This is a genomic window from Pauljensenia sp. UMB6358 (assembly GCF_030216865.1).
Classification (GTDB): Bacteria; Actinomycetota; Actinomycetes; order Actinomycetales; family Actinomycetaceae; genus Pauljensenia; species Pauljensenia turicensis_A.
In genome coordinates this window covers 155,987-170,998 of record NZ_JASOMS010000003.1, presented here as the reverse complement: position 1 = coordinate 170,998, position 15,012 = coordinate 155,987, and the positions used below count along the sequence as shown (strand labels likewise).

Here is a 15,012-nt window from a genome sequence, read left to right as displayed (position 1 = left end):
TCGTGGCACACTTAGACCTATGAAGTCCCTGTATGAGAACCTTTCCGAACCCGCACCCCTAGAAGAGGGCGCCATTCGCATCATCCCACTTGGTGGCTTGGGTGAAGTGGGCCGCAACATGAACGTGCTGGAGTTCGACTCCAAACTCCTCGTTGTCGACTGTGGCGTTCTTTTCCCTGAAGAAACCCAGCCGGGTGTTGACCTGATTCTCCCGGACTTCTCTTGGATTGAAGACCGCATGGACGACGTTGTCGGCATGGTCCTCACCCACGGTCACGAAGACCATATCGGCGGTGTTCCGTACCTGTTGAAACTCCGCGAAGACATCCCAATCTACGGTTCGGAACTGACGCTGGCATTTGTCGAACCGAAGCTTCGTGAGCACAAGCTGACCACCGACAACCTGCATGTCGTAGCAGAAGGTGACCGAATCACTATTGATGACTTCGATCTTGAATTCGTCTCCGTGACCCACTCGATCCCCGACGCTCTGGCTGTCTTTGTCCGCACCCCGGCAGGAAAACTGCTGATCACCGGTGATTTCAAGATGGATCAGCTTCCCCTTGACTCTCGCCTGACCGACCTTCGTGCCTTTGCTCGCTTCGGTGAAGAGGGCGTGGACCTGTTCATGGTTGACTCCACGAACGCTGAGGTTCCCGGCTTCATCACTCCCGAACGTGAAATCGGCCCTGTCCTCGATCGAGTATTCGGTGAAGCTCCGGGACAGATCGTCGTTGCATCCTTCGCCTCGCACGTCCACCGCGTCCAGCAGGTTATTCAGGCTGCGGCGCACCACGGGCGGCACGTTTGCCTGGTGGGGCGCTCAATGGAACGCAATATGCGCATCGCTCAGGAAAAGGGCTACCTGACTATTCCCGAGGGCGTTATTGTCGACGCGCGCACCATTGAAATGCTTGAACCCTCCAAGCGTGTCTACATGGCAACTGGCTCGCAGGGTGAACCAATGGCCGCGCTGTCCCGTATGAGCCTTGGAACTCACCGTAGCGTCTCCATTGAGCCCGGCGACATGGTGGTCCTAGCGTCCTCTCTGATTCCTGGAAACGAAAACTCCGTCTACCGCGTCATCAACGACCTCATGCGCCTGGGCGCACGCGTCGTGCACAAGGCGAACGCGAAGGTTCACGTATCCGGCCACGCCGCTGCAGGCGAGCTGATTTACTGCTACAACATCGTGCAACCCACCAACGTCATGCCGATTCACGGCGAGGTCCGCCACCTGGTCGCTAACGGGCAACTTGCCGTGAAGACCGGTATCTCACCCGACAACGTGGTGCTGGCAGAAGACGGCGTCTGCGTCGACTTAAAGGACGGCACGGCACGCGTCAGTGGAGCCGTTCCCTGCGAATACGTGTACGTCGACGGTCGCTCCATCGGCGAAATCTCTGAACACGAGCTTGAAACTAGGCGCACGCTCGGCTCCGAAGGCTTTATCTCCGTCTATGCCGTCGTTGAACACGATTCAGGTATGGTGCTTTCTGCGCCGATCATCCGCGCAATCGGTATGGCAGAAGATGATTCGGTCTTTGAAGAGATTCAGCCGGACGTCGAAGTAGCGCTCGCGGAAGCGGCGGCTCCCGGTGGAGTCGACCCCTACGTTCTCCAGCAGGCAATGCGTCGTGTGATCGGTCGTTGGGTGGCGCGCAAGCTCCGCCGTCGTCCGATGATCGTCCCAGTCGTTGTAGAACAGTAGAAGAGGCACACGTGGGGATCTCTTCACCGCACGAGCGTTTGAGGGTGTCCCTATCGCGTACTCTGGTGTCAGCAACCTCAACGAAGAGCCTCAAACTCAAAGAAGCGTGGAAGAAATGACAGGTCGTTTTATCTCAACCCACTCGGTGGTGCTTGTTCTTCCGATGCACATTTCACATTCACCGGTTCGTGGCGCTTCCATCCATGCCGATGCTTCTAGCTCGCGTCCCGGGGGTGGTTTTACAACCCTATCTGCGGTGGCAGCTCTCGGTATCCCGGCTGCGCTGGCTTCCCCGTTAGGCACTGGACCGAACTCGTTCACTGTTCGTCGTCAGCTTGTTGAAGCTGGAGTTGAGGTTCTTATTCCAGAACTGGTGGGTGACATCGGCGTCGCAATGCAGTTGATCGAACCCGATGGGTCGATGACCTCGATTGTGACGTCCGGTGTTGAGTCAGAGCCGTCGCGTACAGCGTTGGACTCTCTTGTTCTTACCCCTGGCGACTTGATCCATATTGCTGCCTCTGACTTGACGAATCCTCATTCTGCGAAGGTCCTTGCGGGATGGGCTGCAGCCCTGCCGTCATCTGTCACTCTTGTTGTGGCCGTTTCCCCGGCAGTTGAGCAAGTTCCCGTAGAACTATGGCGCCAGCTGTTGCATCGTGCTGACGTCGTGACAATGAATGTCCGTGAATCGAACACCTTGGCGTCGATCCTCGACTCTTTTGAGCCCGGCACGGGAGTGCGTCACCTCATGCGACCCGAAGCTGCGCTGGTCCGTCGCACGGGCGCGTCGGGGTGCGAATTGCAACGCACACAGACTGATGAACCCGTTATGATCCCCGCCTACAAGACGCACGTCGTCGACACCGCTGGTGTCGGTGATACACACATCGCGACAATGTGCGCCACTCTGATCACCGGCAAAGACGTTGCGGAAGCATGTCGTATCGCGAACGCGGCTGCCGCAATTGCGCTCTCTCATGAATCTGCTCTTCCTGTTCCCTCACGCGAACAGATTGATATCGTCATGGAAACGGGAACAGTCGAGAGCCTCGCGGCACTGTAGAGACTGCACGTGCGCCTCTTTCTTCTATTCGCAGACGCGTCACGAGTGTGAGATCCGCGTGAGACTGCGCTTTAACGGCGCGCCGATCACGATTCGCCAGGTCTACGGGTAGCGTTTTGATCATCATGGCTAAAAGCAACCCATCTGCCCGAAATGGCTCGAACGCCAAGTCGCGCCAGCGCACGTCGAATCAGAAGCAGGCTCAACCCGAGATAACGGAGAAGCCGGGGCTCCTTGCCTCGTTCTTCTCAGCAATCGGGCGTGGTATTGCCTCGATGGTTCGCGCGTTCAATGCAGCTGATGTGCAAGTAAAGCGCGACGGCCTTGCGTTTGTGCTTCTTGCGCTAGCGATCGTTGTCGCCCTGCGCGAGTGGTTCCACATTTCCGGCCAGGCTGGGGATGTATTGCACCACGGGGCAGCCGGCCTCGTTGGTCTATTCTCTGTCGTTGTTCCACTGGCACTTGTCGCACAAGCCGTAGAACTCTTCCGCGCGCGCTCCGGAAACCACGCCTTGCCACACCACACTGCGGGTGGCATTGGGTTGACGGTTGCCCTGACCGGTTTGGTGCATATCAGTCAAGGAAATCCGGCATTCGATGACCTAGCAGCTATTGAATCGGCCGGTGGCATTATCGGCTGGTTTATCGCGCGCCCACTGACGCTTCTGCTGTCAGGGTGGGGGGCTGGCGGAATCCTCATTCTTTTGGGCATTTACTCGATCTTGCTGGCAACTCGTACGCGTGTTGCCGATGCTCCGGCTGCTCTCGCCTCCTTCTTCCGTTCGCTGACCCACCGCGGTGGAGATGAAGAAATGAGCGATGAAGAACGTGCACGCGAACGCAGGCGTCGTGCGCGCGAGGATCTTGCTGCGGGCGATGATCCTTTCCTTGAACAATATGATGGTGATGAGTCGTTCCGTTCCCCACAGATCAGCGATGACCCGACGGTTGTCCTTGAGCAAGATGCGAATGCGGAAAAGTTTGTTGATAAGCCGGCGCGCAAGTCTCGGTTTGCGAAGAAGGCTGAGCCTTCCCCCGATCCGCAGGACATGCCAACTCAGGTGATTTCCCTGCCTGATGCGACTGCTGGCATCGATGGGCTGACCGCTAATATAGCGACCTCCGAAGTCGATGTGCGTGGGGGAGCGACAAGTATTCCTGCTCCGCCGATCACCGATCCTCCTGCTCAGCCCGGTTTTCAGCCGAACCTGGACGATGCAATCACGTACACGCTTCCCCAGGCCAGTCTTCTTGTTGCCGGCCCGCCGCACAAGACTCGCTCCGAGGTCAATGATCAGGTTGTCAATGCGCTGATGCAGGTGTTCGCTGACTTCAACGTTGATGCGAGGGTCACCGGTTTTTCACGAGGTCCGACAGTGACGCGCTACGAAGTTGTTCTTGGTGCCGGCGTCAAGGTCGACAAACTGATGAACCTGACGAAGAACATCGCGTATGCGGTGGCTTCAGCTGACGTGCGTATCCTTGCTCCGATTCCTGGAAAGTCAGCGATCGGCATTGAAATTCCGAACGCTGACCGCGAAAACGTGGCGCTGGGTGACGTATTGCGTTCCGGCGCTGCTATGCGTAACCAGCATCCGCTGGTCGTCGGCGTGGGTAAGGACGTCGAAGGCGGGTACGTTGTCACGAACCTCGCAAAGACTCCTCACATGCTGGTCGCTGGCCAGACGGGTTCCGGTAAGTCGAGCTTCGTGAATTCGATGATTACGTCGATCATGATGCGTGCGACGCCCCAGCAGGTGCGCATGATCCTGGTTGATCCCAAGCGCGTGGAACTGACGATTTACGAAGGAATTCCGCACCTGATTTCGCCGATTATCACCGATCCGAAGAAGGCTGCTGAGGCTCTCGAATGGGTCGTGCGCGAAATGGATGCGCGTTACGATGATCTGGCTGAGTATGGCTTCAAGCACATTGACGATTTCAATAAGGCTGTGGCGTCCGGTCAGGTTCAGGCAAAGCCCGGTCTGCAACGCACGCTTCACCCGTACCCGTATTTGCTGGTGGTGGTTGATGAGCTCGCCGACATGATGATGGTCGCTCCGCGCGATGTTGAAGCCTCGATTCAGCGCATCACTCAGCTGGCGCGTGCCGCTGGCATCCACTTGGTGCTGGCGACGCAGCGTCCGTCTGTTGACGTTGTGACCGGCTTGATTAAGGCGAATATCCCCTCGCGTTTGGCGTTTGCTACCTCGTCCCTGACTGACTCTCGCACGATTCTCGACCAGCCGGGTGCTGAGAAGCTGATCGGTCAGGGCGATGCTCTCTACCTTCCTGCCGGCGCTTCGAAGCCGTTGCGCGTCCAGGGCGCGTGGGTCAGCGAGTCGGAGATTCACAAGGTTGTCGCGCACGTGAAGTCGCAGATGCAACCCACGTACCGCGAGGATGTGGTTGCGCCGGCGAAGAAGGTCAAGGTCGCCGAGGATATTGGCGATGACCTCGATGATCTGTTGCAGGCAGCTGAGCTGGTTGTTTCCTCGCAGCTGGGTTCGACGTCGATGCTTCAGCGCAAGTTGCGTGTCGGTTTTGCCAGAGCAGGTCGCCTGATGGACCTGCTCGAGTCGCGTGAAATCGTCGGCCCATCCGAAGGGTCGAAGGCGCGCCAGGTGTTGGTTGCGCCCGAGCAGTTGCCTCAGGTGCTTGCCATGCTACGAGGCGAAGTAGAGACGCTAGACGAAGCAACAGAGGTCGTGCCTTCCATGGGTGACGAGACCGCGTCAACTGGTGATGGCGTTCCCGGCACCGATGTGCGCACTGGTGCGGTCGATGGTGCTATGTCGGCACCGGACCCATATTCAGGACATGATTATGGTGGGAATGCACCACAATGGGTAGATGAAGAGCCCGACGATGATGAGGACGCTTGGCAGCTGACCGGTCGCTAAGCCAAAAAAAGGGGTGCTATGGGAAGTAATGTTTCTCGTGTTGATCATGAACACCATGTTTCTTTATGGAACGTGCCCAATGTTTTGACCGTTTTCCGTCTGGTTCTGGTCCCGGTATTCATTTGGCTGATGTTCCTTGAGGCTTCTGCTGCGCGCTGGTGGGCTGTTGTAGTCTTCATGGTTGCTGCCGCAACAGATCAGCTTGATGGGCATATTGCGCGTTCGCGAAATCTCATCACAGACTTCGGTCGTTTGATGGATCCGATTGCGGATAAGGCGCTTACGCTGGGTGCATTCATCGTGCTCTCGATTGCTGGATTGTTGCCGTGGTGGGTGACGATTCTGATTGCTGTTCGCGAGCTTGGTATTACGGCTTTGCGTGCAGTTTTGTTGCGACGTGACATTGTTGTGTCGGCAAATAAGGGTGGCAAGCTGAAGACGGTTCTGCAGATTTTCGCGATCTGGTTGCTTCTGATTCCGTGGCAGTCTCTGGGTGCTTCGTGGCCCGCATATGCTTCGCTGACCCACGGAATGCTGATCTTCGGTTGGGTTGTCGCAGGCCTGGCATTGGTGATGACTGTCTGGTCTGGTCTGGTTTATGTTGTCGAGGGCGCGAAGCTCTGGAAGGCAAGCTCACCTCAAGTTGAGTCAAAGTGACTCAACTTATTTAATGGTGAGACACACTTCCCCTTTCGCGTCTTATCGTTGAAATTTCGCGGATAATGTCCGCATTTCTTGTGCTATCCAGTCGGCGGGTTGGTCTTATCACGTGGTCTGCGCGCGCATTTTTATATGGTGGGGGATACTCTTTTCTTATGAATGCTTCACTGACTACCGCACCTTTATTGAGGACTGAGCTTGGCGACGTCCTGCGTGGTATCCGTCAGCGTCAAAAGCGCACGCTCAGAGAGGTCTCTGCCGGCGCTCAAGTTTCGCTGGGATATCTGTCAGAGGTAGAGCGCGGTCAGAAGGAAGCGTCGTCAGAGTTGCTTGAAGCTATTTGCGAGGCTCTCGATGTCCCGCTGTGGTTTGTTCTGCGTGAAGTCTCTGACCGCCTTGCCGTTGTAGATGGCGTTGTCGTTCCGGATACTGTTCCGGACGATCTTGTCCCTGTTACCTTGATTAGCTGACGCGTGAAGGTCTCTGAATTCTGGGAGGGCGTTGACGCTGTCTTTGGGGCGACGCTCGGTCGTTCATACGCGTCTGACCTCTATCTCACTTCGCTATGTGGAACGTGCGAAGAGGCTCTTGATCGCGGGGTTGCTCCTCAGGAAGTGTGGGATGCGTTGGTCGACGAAACGGGTGTTGACCCGTCCATGAAGTGGATTCATCGACTGGATCAAAAAGAGCGACGTAGGTCTCGTTCGTAGCTTTCGGCGCGTCGCCCGAAGGTGTAGAACACCTGTTCCATATATCATTTTGTGTAGATGACGCATTTTGCCCTCACTTATCCACAGGTAAGCAGGTGTGCAATGTGGTTTGCCCATGGTCAGGCATATCGTCATTGTGTGTCCTCGGAGAGGGGATCACACTTCAAAGGCCAGAATAATCGTCAGCCGGTGAGGCTCGGATCTGAAGAAGGACATCATGGCAGGTCGCAAGAATGCACCCGTGTCTGCTCCCAAGGGAAATGACCGCAACAAGGCGCTCGAAGTAGCGCTTTCTCAGATTGATAAGCAATTCGGTAAGGGCTCTGTCATGCGCTTGGGCGACGACTCGCGTCCGCCGGTACAGGTGATTCCCACCGGTTCGCTTGCTCTGGATGTTGCTCTCGGCATCGGTGGCTTGCCACGTGGTCGTGTCATCGAAATCTACGGACCCGAATCCTCCGGTAAGACCACCGTTGCTCTCCATGCTGTCGCCAGCGCTCAAAAGGCTGGCGGTAACGCAGCGTTCATTGACGCTGAACATGCTCTTGACCCGGTATATGCAAAGGCGCTGGGTGTTGATACGGACGCTCTGCTGGTTTCTCAGCCCGATACCGGTGAACAGGCCCTTGAAATTGCAGATATGTTGATCCGCTCCGGTGGTATCGACATTATTGTTATTGACTCGGTTGCAGCCCTCGTTCCTAAGGCTGAAATCGAAGGCGAAATGGGCGATTCCCATGTTGGTCTTCAGGCTCGCCTGATGAGCCAAGCACTTCGTAAGATCACGGGTGCGCTTTCTGCCACTGGGACCACGGCCATTTTCATTAACCAGCTACGTGAAAAGATCGGCGTATTCTTTGGTTCTCCCGAAACGACAACGGGTGGCAAGGCTCTGAAGTTCTACGCATCGGTTCGCATTGATGTTCGTCGCATTGAAACCTTGAAGGAAGCGGGAGCCCCGGTCGGTAACCGCACGCGTGCCAAGGTCGTGAAGAACAAGATGGCGCCACCCTTCAAGCAGGCCGAATTCGACATCGTCTACGGCAAGGGCATCTCGCGTGAAGGTTCGATTATCGACATGGGTGTTGAGGCTGGCGTCGTGCGTAAGTCGGGATCCTGGTTTACTTACGGGGACGATCAGCTTGGACAGGGCAAAGAAAACGTCCGTCAGTTCCTGATCGATAACCCTGAACTTGCCACAGAGATCGAAAACAAGATTCTGGCAGCCCTCGGAATCGGTGAACCACTTGAGCCCGAAGATGAAAACCAAGATCTTCCTGACATCGATCCGATGGAAGATGCAGGTTTCTAACACCAATGGTTCGTTATCTGGATCCTGAAGATCATCCGGAGCTCGAACGAACGTGCAAGGCGCGCTCCTCAGTCGGAGAGCGTCTTGCACGCTTAAAAGAGAAGAATGCTGCTCTGACGGGCACTGAAGCGATCGAAGCGGCGCGTGAAGTTGCTCTTCGACAGCTTGATTCTCGGAGTCGTTCGACTGGCGAATTGCGTAGCGCTATCGTCGCAAAAGGTTTCTCAACCGAGACTGCCGACGAAGTGATCGATCGCCTCCAACAGGTTGGGTTGGTTGATGATGCTGCTTTTGCTCGCATGCTTGTTCATGATCGTTTTGAACTTGGTGGGAAGACCGGGCGAGCACTCGTTGAAGAACTACGACGTAAAGGACTGTCGCGCGCTGACATTGAGCAAGCACTTGCTTTGATAAAACCTGATGATGAAGCGAACAAGGCATTCGATCTTGCCATGCGAAAGCGCAGGTCAATGGGCAGTGTCAGTCGCCAAGTTGCCTATCGTCGGCTGGTTGGTATGTTGAGCAGAAAAGGGTATTCGCCTTCGGTTGTCTCAAGTGCCGTCTTGCAGGTGCTTGCTGATGACATCGAAGCTGAAGACAACGAATAGCACACCATGCTTTGTGGCTGTGCGTTGAGTGGAAGAACCTCATGCCTGTAGAAGAAGCAGTTGAACTGATTCAACAATGCTCACTGAATCATGTCACCGTCAGCGTTGCTGAATCACTGACCGGTGGAAAACTGTGCTCCACATTGGTTGATGTGCCGGGAGTATCAGCTGTCCTTCTTGGCGGAGTGTGCACCTATGACACCAAATTAAAAGCTCAGATCCTGGGTGTTGATCCCAGCCTGTTACAGTCATTCGGTCCCGTTGACCGGCGCGTTGCAATTCAAATGGCGCGCGGAGTCTGCGAGCTCACTGGTTCAGACCTTGGCATTGCAACGACGGGGGTTGCTGGTCCCGGACCGCAGGGACTTCATCCTGCCGGAACCGTGCATGTCGCCTGCGTGATGGGCGCTGTTGAGCGCCATCGCCTCTTCCACTTCATGGGGGACAGGGAAGCGGTACGCAACCAGAGTGTTAGTGCAGCTCTCAGCCTTGCCCACGATGTTCTTCACTTCACCCGAACCGATGGGAATGATTAAACTGTCCGCGATGGAAACGAATATAGACGAAGCATCTCAGGTAGCTCTTCCGCGCACCTATGCGATTAAAACGCTGGGATGCCAGATGAACGTTCACGACTCTGAGCGTATGGCTGGCTTGCTGGAAGAAGCTGGACTCATCCCGGTTGACCGTGTTCCTGCAGCTCAGGCACGAGCAACTGATGCCGGTGACATGGGTGCCGACGTTGTTGTTATCAACACCTGCTCGGTTCGCGAGAACGCTGCGACGAAGCTGTATGGCAACCTCGGTCAGCTCGCGTCGGTAAAACGTGAACGTCCGGGCATGCAGATCGCCGTCGGTGGATGTCTTGCGCAACAGATGCGTGACGGCATTATCGATAAGGCTCCATGGGTTGATGCAGTGTTTGGAACACACAATATTGATGTGCTCCCCGCCCTGTTGAAGCGTGCTGAACACAACCGCAAAGCTGCTGTCGAAATCGAAGAATCGTTGAAGGTCTTCCCGTCGACTCTGCCCACTCACCGCGAATCCGCGTACGCTGCGTGGGTTTCAATCTCCGTGGGTTGCAACAACACGTGCACCTTCTGCATCGTTCCTCATCTGCGCGGTAAAGAACGAGATCGTCGTCCAGGAGAGATTCTGTCCGAAGTTCAGGCGGTCGTCTTAGAAGGTGCGATCGAAGTGACGTTGCTGGGACAGAACGTCAATTCATATGGTGTCGGTTTCGGTGAACGAGGCGCATTCGCCTCTCTCCTTCGCTCAGTGGGGCAGATCGAGGGTCTCGAACGCGTACGTTTCACATCACCTCACCCGGCTGCCTTCACGGACGATGTGATTGCGGCGATGGCTGAAACTCCTACCGTGATGCCCAGCCTTCATATGCCACTTCAATCTGGCTCCGATGCGGTGCTTCGTCAGATGCGACGCTCCTATAGGCGCGAAAAGTTCATGGGTATTCTCGAAAGAGTCCGCGCCGCGATTCCCGATGCTGCGATTACGACAGACATCATTGTTGGCTTCCCCGGTGAAACCGAAGAAGACTTCCAACAGACGCTGGACGTTGTCGAACGGGCTCGATTCTCGTCAGCGTTCACGTTCCTCTATTCCCCACGTCCGGGTACGCCAGCTGCCGATCGTGAAGACCAGGTTCCCGATGATGTCGCACTGGAACGCTACAAGCGCCTCGTTGCTCTTCAAGAGCGAATTTGCGCGGAAGATAATGCTGCATTGGAAGGCACCACGGTCGAGGTCCTGATCTCTGAGGGTGATGGTCGTAAAGATGGTGAAACACTGCGCGTTACCGGGCGAGCCCGCGATAATCGCTTGGTGCACGTTGCTTTGCCGGAGGGCATCAGCGAAGCAGATAAGCCACGTCCTGGCGACATGGTGACCGCTACCGTCACTCACGGCGCCCCGCACCACTTGATCGCAGATTCGGCTCTGACAGGTGGTGGTCTATGGACTATGCGCCGTACGCGCGCAGGCGATGCATGGGAGCGTCGCCAAGCTCATGAGGAAGACGAACGCGTGTCGTTGGGTATTCCGACGATCCGCGTGGGACGACCTCACTGAAACTGCTCGGTTCCCTATAGACGCATAGCAGGTGTGCTCCGCTCGATGAGCGATGCACACCTGCTATTTCGTTTCGCGAATCGCGCACCAATCGTGTGCGCACTGATCAAGACTTACGCGTGTGCCAGCAAAGCCGGCATTTCGTTCAATGCTTGCAGTGTCACTCCCAGTCCGCGACGCACCATCGCATGGATCTGACGGTCTGACATTCCCTTGCCAGCGAAGAAACGGGTCGCCAAGATAACGACCTTGCTATCTTCAGTTTCAAGAGCGAACGTGGTCGGCTGAAGATGGTCGACGTTCCACTTATTGGTGAGTTCGTTCAGGCGAGGCATGTCGAGCTTAGCTGCTCTCTCAGCGTCGAGTTCCATGCGTGCTTCGATCTGAATCCACGGCGAATCTGCTGGTTCGCGGTGAATCTGGATGCGAGCACCCTCAACTTCAGTGATAACAACGAATTCGTTTGAGCCGTGGGACAGTCCATCTCCAGCAACAACGTTTTCAATTCGTTCAATGCTGACCTCAGAAACCTCGGTACCCCACTTTTCAGCGGCTTCATCAGCTTCCATGCCCGGTGCCGGCGTAGCGGTCTGGGACAGGTGCTGGATCGGTGACTCGGTCAGTGGAGAGGCGCCGTCACCCATCGAAAATGACTTCCATTCAGGCATTGGAGGCCTCCTTTGTCCACGGGTCAACGTACATCTGGTCAAGACGGTTTTGGACCGCGATGGATGCGAGCACAAACTGCTGGACCTCTTCTGCCAGCTGCTCATGAGTCGCCCCAGCTACCCAGTTGAAGCAGTGGAAGAGGCGGATACCGATCATCCCTTGCTCGCTGGTGTAGGTTGTCGCCTTCGGCACGTATGTTGAAGCGTTCAACGTGCGCATTGTTTCAAGCAGAGCTTGCTGGTGCGACGGGTGGAAGAAGCGGGGGTAGTCGACAACGCCCTGTGCTGGAGACGTGGGCGGGACGATGAATCGGATTGTACGGTTTGGAAGCAGAGCAGCAACTTGATCCTTGGACGAAATGAAGGGGAAAACGCCCATGTCTTCAAGTGCGCGTGCAATGCGGTCGATGGTGACCGGATCTGTTGTTGTCACACTCATACTGCTACCTTACGGGGTTTGGTAGACGGCGGGAAATAGGAAGTGCCATTTAGACTGAACCCATGGCTGACACTCATTCTTTAATCCCAAGCGCTGATGCGCGCTGCACCACGTCTGATGCTCAGGTGGGGGATCGTGAGAGCCAGGCGATGACTCTAGCGAATCCGTCGCAACTGATTGTTGCTGTTGTTGGACCGACAGCGTCGGGCAAGTCTGATTTGGCTCTGGATCTTGCCGAAGAATTGGGCAGACGCTGGGGAGCAAATGGCGGTCAGATCGTGAGTGCTGATGCACTTCAGCTGTATCGGGGCATGGATGTTGGCACGGCGAAGACGCCGCTGGAGGAACGTCGCGGGATTCCTCACTATCAACTCGATGTTCTCGACATCAGTCAGGAAGCGTCGGTTGCCCACTATCAGACGCATGCGCGAGCGGACCTAGAGGCGATCCACGGCGAGGGAAGCGTTGCGATCGTTGCCGGCGGCTCGGGTCTTTATCAACGTGCGTTGCTCGATCATATTGAGTTCCCTGGAACAGATCCGAAAGTACGCTCTGCACTGGAAGAAGAAGCGGAAGGCCCGCTGGGCAGTCGGGGGCTTCATGGCAAACTCGAGGCCCTCGATCCGGTGTCTGCTTCTCGCATTGATCCGCACAATGCTCGTCGTATTATTCGTGCCCTCGAAGTCATTGAACTGACTGGCAAACCCTATTCGTCGCATATGCCGGTCAAAGAGTTCGTGAAGCCGTCTGTGATGATCGCGATCCGCCGTGATCTCGATGAATTGGATCGACGCATTGTTCTTCGCACCCAGATGATGTTTGATGACGGTCTGATTGAAGAGACTCGCGCCCTGATCGATCAGGGCTTGCGCGATGCGAAGACGGCGTCGAAGGCGACGGGGTATGCCCAGGCAATTGCGGTGATCGATGGGCAGATGAGCATCGATGAAGCGAAGGAATCGATCGCTATCGCGACCAGGCAGTTGGCCAGGCGTCAGATCAAGTGGTTGCGCCCTGACCATCGCGTGATCTGGATCGATGCCGAAGACGGAAGCTCGAAGAACGACCTGCTGGACCGGGCACTTACGATTGTCCAAAAAACGGCGGACGACTACGCCGACGCGCAGACCCACTAGCGTTAACGATATGACTGCTCTACGTCCCTCAACTCGTATTGCGAAAGCCCACGGCACTGGGAATTCTTTCGTTGTCTACACAGATGCCGATGACACAAACGATATCGATGCTGTAGAGGTGCGTCGTCTCTGCTCGCCTGCGTTCGGTATCGGCGCTGATGGGCTGATGCGTGCCGTCATGAAGGATGGTCGCTGGTTCATGGACTACCGCAATTCCGACGGGTCGATCGCGGAAATGTGCGGCAACGGTATCCGCGTCTTTGTTGATCATCTGCGCCGCGAAGGCCTGATGACCGATGAGGAAATTGAGGTGGGCACCAGAGGGGGAGTTCGCACTGTCCGCGTTATCGATCAGGGGGGTGAGGCCGAGGTCCTGTACCGCGTTGACATGGGTCCAGCTCGATCCAGTGGAACGGCCGACATTGACGTGACGATCCCGGGCATTGAGCAGACCCTGCGCGGAGTATATGTGGATATGCCGAACCCGCATACGGTTGTCGCGCTTGCGGGCGAAGAGGAACTCCACACCATTATCTTCCCGACCACTGATGCGTCCGAAGCCCCCGAGGTTATGCGCCCCACCTATGCGCCCTCGAATGAGCGCGGCACAAACCTTGAAGCCGTCGTTGACCTGACCGGCCCGGAGGATCAGAGTGGCCACATTCGTCTGCGCGTCCTTGAACGCGGAGTGGGTGAGACCCTTGCGTGTGGCACGGGATGTTGTGCGGCGGCCCTTGCAACGGCTATTCGTCGAGGTGAGGGAGCGCCGGCCTCGTGGATCGTTGACGTGCCGGGAGGTCGCGTGTGGGTTGATCTGGACGATGTCCTGAGCTGGGAGAACGGTCAGCTACATGTCACCGACGCTTCAGTGATTCTGACCGGTCCTGCGACTCGCGTTGCTACATTCGAACTCGTCTGAGCCTGTTTCTCTCGCTCAAAGGTCTGCGTCACCCGTAAAAAGTGGGGGCAGAAGTTCAGGCGCCCGAACGAACCTTGATAATGCGGTAGCCCTTCTTTGACGCGTACTTTTCAGCGTCGTATCCGCGGCCGTTCAGCCATGAAATGAGGGAATCGGCGCCAAGGTTTCGCTGCACAACAAGATAAGCGACACCCGTGGGGCTCAGGCGGTCGAGCCACCGCACCAGCAGAGCATGCAGAGCCTCTTTGCCGATACGGATCGGCGGGTTTGACCATATGACGTCAAAACGAACGTCATCGGTGGCCACGGCTGCAAGGGCCTCGTCTTCGCTCATCGCGCGCACATTGGTGCAACCGTGAGACGTGGCGTTCCGGCGCGTGAGATCAATCGCCCGATTGTTCACATCAACAGCCCAGACGGTAGCTTCAGGCGCTTCCTTTGCCATTGCCAGAGCAATCGGACCCCAACCGCATCCCACATCAAGGAAAGTGCCGGTGGCGGGAAGGCAAGGAGCTTCGGCAAGAAGCTGGCGAGTTCCTAAATCCAGACGGCTGGTCGAAAACACCTTCGATGAGACGGACATGTCGAAGTTATGGCCTCGTACGCTGTAGGTCAGCTTCGATATCTCGTCGGCGCGAGCAGGGCTGGAATGAGAAAAATACTGTTGATTCACGCTCTTTAGCCTAGCGGGTTGACTGCCTGGCAACGAACGCACTAAGAGGGGCGTAGGTCGCACGCCGACCGAATAGGTGCCACACTTAGAGGGCAGACATACGCGGAAGGAACTGA

The 15,012-nt window shown here is 56.3% G+C and carries 15 protein-coding genes; 12 read left to right on the top strand and 3 right to left on the bottom strand.

Features of this window, described 5'->3' with window-relative positions; all coding sequences use genetic code 11:
- The first annotated feature begins 19 nt into the window (after positions 1 to 19).
- From QP381_RS03635 to miaB, 10 genes are all read left to right on the top strand, one after another.
- Positions 20 to 1,711: a ribonuclease J gene (locus QP381_RS03635; protein ID WP_103633547.1), complete on the top strand. Its 1,692-nt coding sequence runs from the start codon at positions 20 to 22 to the stop codon at positions 1,709 to 1,711.
- Between the two features lie 115 nt (positions 1,712 to 1,826).
- On the top strand, positions 1,827 to 2,777 hold the full coding sequence (locus QP381_RS03630; protein ID WP_006681717.1) for a PfkB family carbohydrate kinase: 951 nt from the start codon (positions 1,827 to 1,829) through the stop codon (positions 2,775 to 2,777).
- Positions 2,778 to 2,902: 125 nt separating this feature from the next.
- The gene (locus QP381_RS03625) at positions 2,903 to 5,680 is read left to right on the top strand and encodes an FtsK/SpoIIIE family DNA translocase (RefSeq protein ID WP_006681716.1); all 2,778 of its coding nucleotides are present in this window, start codon (positions 2,903 to 2,905) and stop codon (positions 5,678 to 5,680) included.
- A gap of 18 nt (positions 5,681 to 5,698) precedes the next feature.
- Positions 5,699 to 6,337, top strand: a complete 639-nt coding sequence (gene pgsA, locus QP381_RS03620; protein ID WP_006681715.1) for a CDP-diacylglycerol--glycerol-3-phosphate 3-phosphatidyltransferase — start codon at positions 5,699 to 5,701, stop codon at positions 6,335 to 6,337.
- Positions 6,338 to 6,495: 158 nt separating this feature from the next.
- Complete coding sequence (locus QP381_RS03615) at positions 6,496 to 6,810, top strand: helix-turn-helix domain-containing protein (protein ID WP_006681714.1); 315 nt, start codon at positions 6,496 to 6,498, stop codon at positions 6,808 to 6,810.
- 3 nt (positions 6,811 to 6,813) lie between these two features.
- Positions 6,814 to 7,050, top strand: a complete 237-nt coding sequence (locus QP381_RS03610) for a DUF3046 domain-containing protein (RefSeq protein ID WP_103633548.1) — start codon at positions 6,814 to 6,816, stop codon at positions 7,048 to 7,050.
- Positions 7,051 to 7,267: 217 nt separating this feature from the next.
- Complete coding sequence (gene recA, locus QP381_RS03605; protein WP_006681712.1) at positions 7,268 to 8,362, top strand: recombinase RecA; 1,095 nt, start codon at positions 7,268 to 7,270, stop codon at positions 8,360 to 8,362.
- 5 nt (positions 8,363 to 8,367) lie between these two features.
- Positions 8,368 to 8,970, top strand: a complete 603-nt coding sequence (locus tag QP381_RS03600) for a regulatory protein RecX (RefSeq protein ID WP_006681711.1) — start codon at positions 8,368 to 8,370, stop codon at positions 8,968 to 8,970.
- 41 nt (positions 8,971 to 9,011) lie between these two features.
- Positions 9,012 to 9,506: a CinA family protein gene (locus tag QP381_RS03595; RefSeq protein WP_006681710.1), complete on the top strand. Its 495-nt coding sequence runs from the start codon at positions 9,012 to 9,014 to the stop codon at positions 9,504 to 9,506.
- A 10-nt stretch (positions 9,507 to 9,516) separates the two neighbouring features.
- Positions 9,517 to 11,061, top strand: coding sequence for a tRNA (N6-isopentenyl adenosine(37)-C2)-methylthiotransferase MiaB (gene miaB / locus QP381_RS03590; protein ID WP_103633631.1), 1,545 nt, complete (start codon positions 9,517 to 9,519; stop codon positions 11,059 to 11,061).
- Between the two features lie 113 nt (positions 11,062 to 11,174).
- Here miaB and QP381_RS03585 read toward each other — a convergent pair whose 3' ends face one another.
- Positions 11,175 to 11,729 carry a histidine kinase gene (locus QP381_RS03585; RefSeq protein WP_103633549.1) on the bottom strand — a complete coding sequence of 185 codons (555 nt, stop codon included), beginning with the start codon at positions 11,727 to 11,729 and terminating at the stop codon, positions 11,175 to 11,177.
- The gene (locus QP381_RS03580) at positions 11,722 to 12,168 is read right to left on the bottom strand and encodes a YbjN domain-containing protein (RefSeq protein ID WP_006681707.1); all 447 of its coding nucleotides are present in this window, start codon (positions 12,166 to 12,168) and stop codon (positions 11,722 to 11,724) included. Before QP381_RS03580 ends, QP381_RS03585 begins: the two co-directional genes overlap by 8 nt.
- 149 nt (positions 12,169 to 12,317) lie before the next feature.
- Here QP381_RS03580 and miaA point away from each other — a divergent pair, with 149 nt between their 5' ends.
- Positions 12,318 to 13,304 carry a tRNA (adenosine(37)-N6)-dimethylallyltransferase MiaA gene (gene miaA / locus QP381_RS03575; RefSeq protein ID WP_285067868.1) on the top strand — a complete coding sequence of 329 codons (987 nt, stop codon included), beginning with the start codon at positions 12,318 to 12,320 and terminating at the stop codon, positions 13,302 to 13,304.
- A gap of 10 nt (positions 13,305 to 13,314) precedes the next feature.
- On the top strand, positions 13,315 to 14,223 hold the full coding sequence (gene dapF / locus QP381_RS03570; RefSeq protein WP_285067841.1) for a diaminopimelate epimerase: 909 nt from the start codon (positions 13,315 to 13,317) through the stop codon (positions 14,221 to 14,223).
- A 55-nt stretch (positions 14,224 to 14,278) separates the two neighbouring features.
- Here dapF and QP381_RS03565 read toward each other — a convergent pair whose 3' ends face one another.
- Positions 14,279 to 14,896, bottom strand: coding sequence for a class I SAM-dependent methyltransferase (locus tag QP381_RS03565; protein WP_103633552.1), 618 nt, complete (start codon positions 14,894 to 14,896; stop codon positions 14,279 to 14,281).
- Positions 14,897 to 15,012: the final 116 nt, after the last annotated feature.

Coding starts and splice junctions, on each gene's coding strand:
- miaA (WP_285067868.1), top strand. CDS start 12,318: ATGACTCTAGCGAATCCGTCGCAACTGATTGTTGCTGTTGTTGGACCG.
- QP381_RS03625 (WP_006681716.1), top strand. CDS start 2,903: ATGGCTAAAAGCAACCCATCTGCCCGAAATGGCTCGAACGCCAAGTCG.
- QP381_RS03615 (WP_006681714.1), top strand. CDS start 6,496: ATGAATGCTTCACTGACTACCGCACCTTTATTGAGGACTGAGCTTGGC.
- pgsA (WP_006681715.1), top strand. CDS start 5,699: ATGGGAAGTAATGTTTCTCGTGTTGATCATGAACACCATGTTTCTTTA.
- dapF (WP_285067841.1), top strand. CDS start 13,315: ATGACTGCTCTACGTCCCTCAACTCGTATTGCGAAAGCCCACGGCACT.
- recA (WP_006681712.1), top strand. CDS start 7,268: ATGGCAGGTCGCAAGAATGCACCCGTGTCTGCTCCCAAGGGAAATGAC.
- miaB (WP_103633631.1), top strand. CDS start 9,517: ATGGAAACGAATATAGACGAAGCATCTCAGGTAGCTCTTCCGCGCACC.
- QP381_RS03630 (WP_006681717.1), top strand. CDS start 1,827: ATGACAGGTCGTTTTATCTCAACCCACTCGGTGGTGCTTGTTCTTCCG.
- QP381_RS03635 (WP_103633547.1), top strand. CDS start 20: ATGAAGTCCCTGTATGAGAACCTTTCCGAACCCGCACCCCTAGAAGAG.
- QP381_RS03595 (WP_006681710.1), top strand. CDS start 9,012: ATGCCTGTAGAAGAAGCAGTTGAACTGATTCAACAATGCTCACTGAAT.
- QP381_RS03585 (WP_103633549.1), bottom strand. CDS start 11,729: ATGCCTGAATGGAAGTCATTTTCGATGGGTGACGGCGCCTCTCCACTG.
- QP381_RS03580 (WP_006681707.1), bottom strand. CDS start 12,168: ATGAGTGTGACAACAACAGATCCGGTCACCATCGACCGCATTGCACGC.
- QP381_RS03600 (WP_006681711.1), top strand. CDS start 8,368: ATGGTTCGTTATCTGGATCCTGAAGATCATCCGGAGCTCGAACGAACG.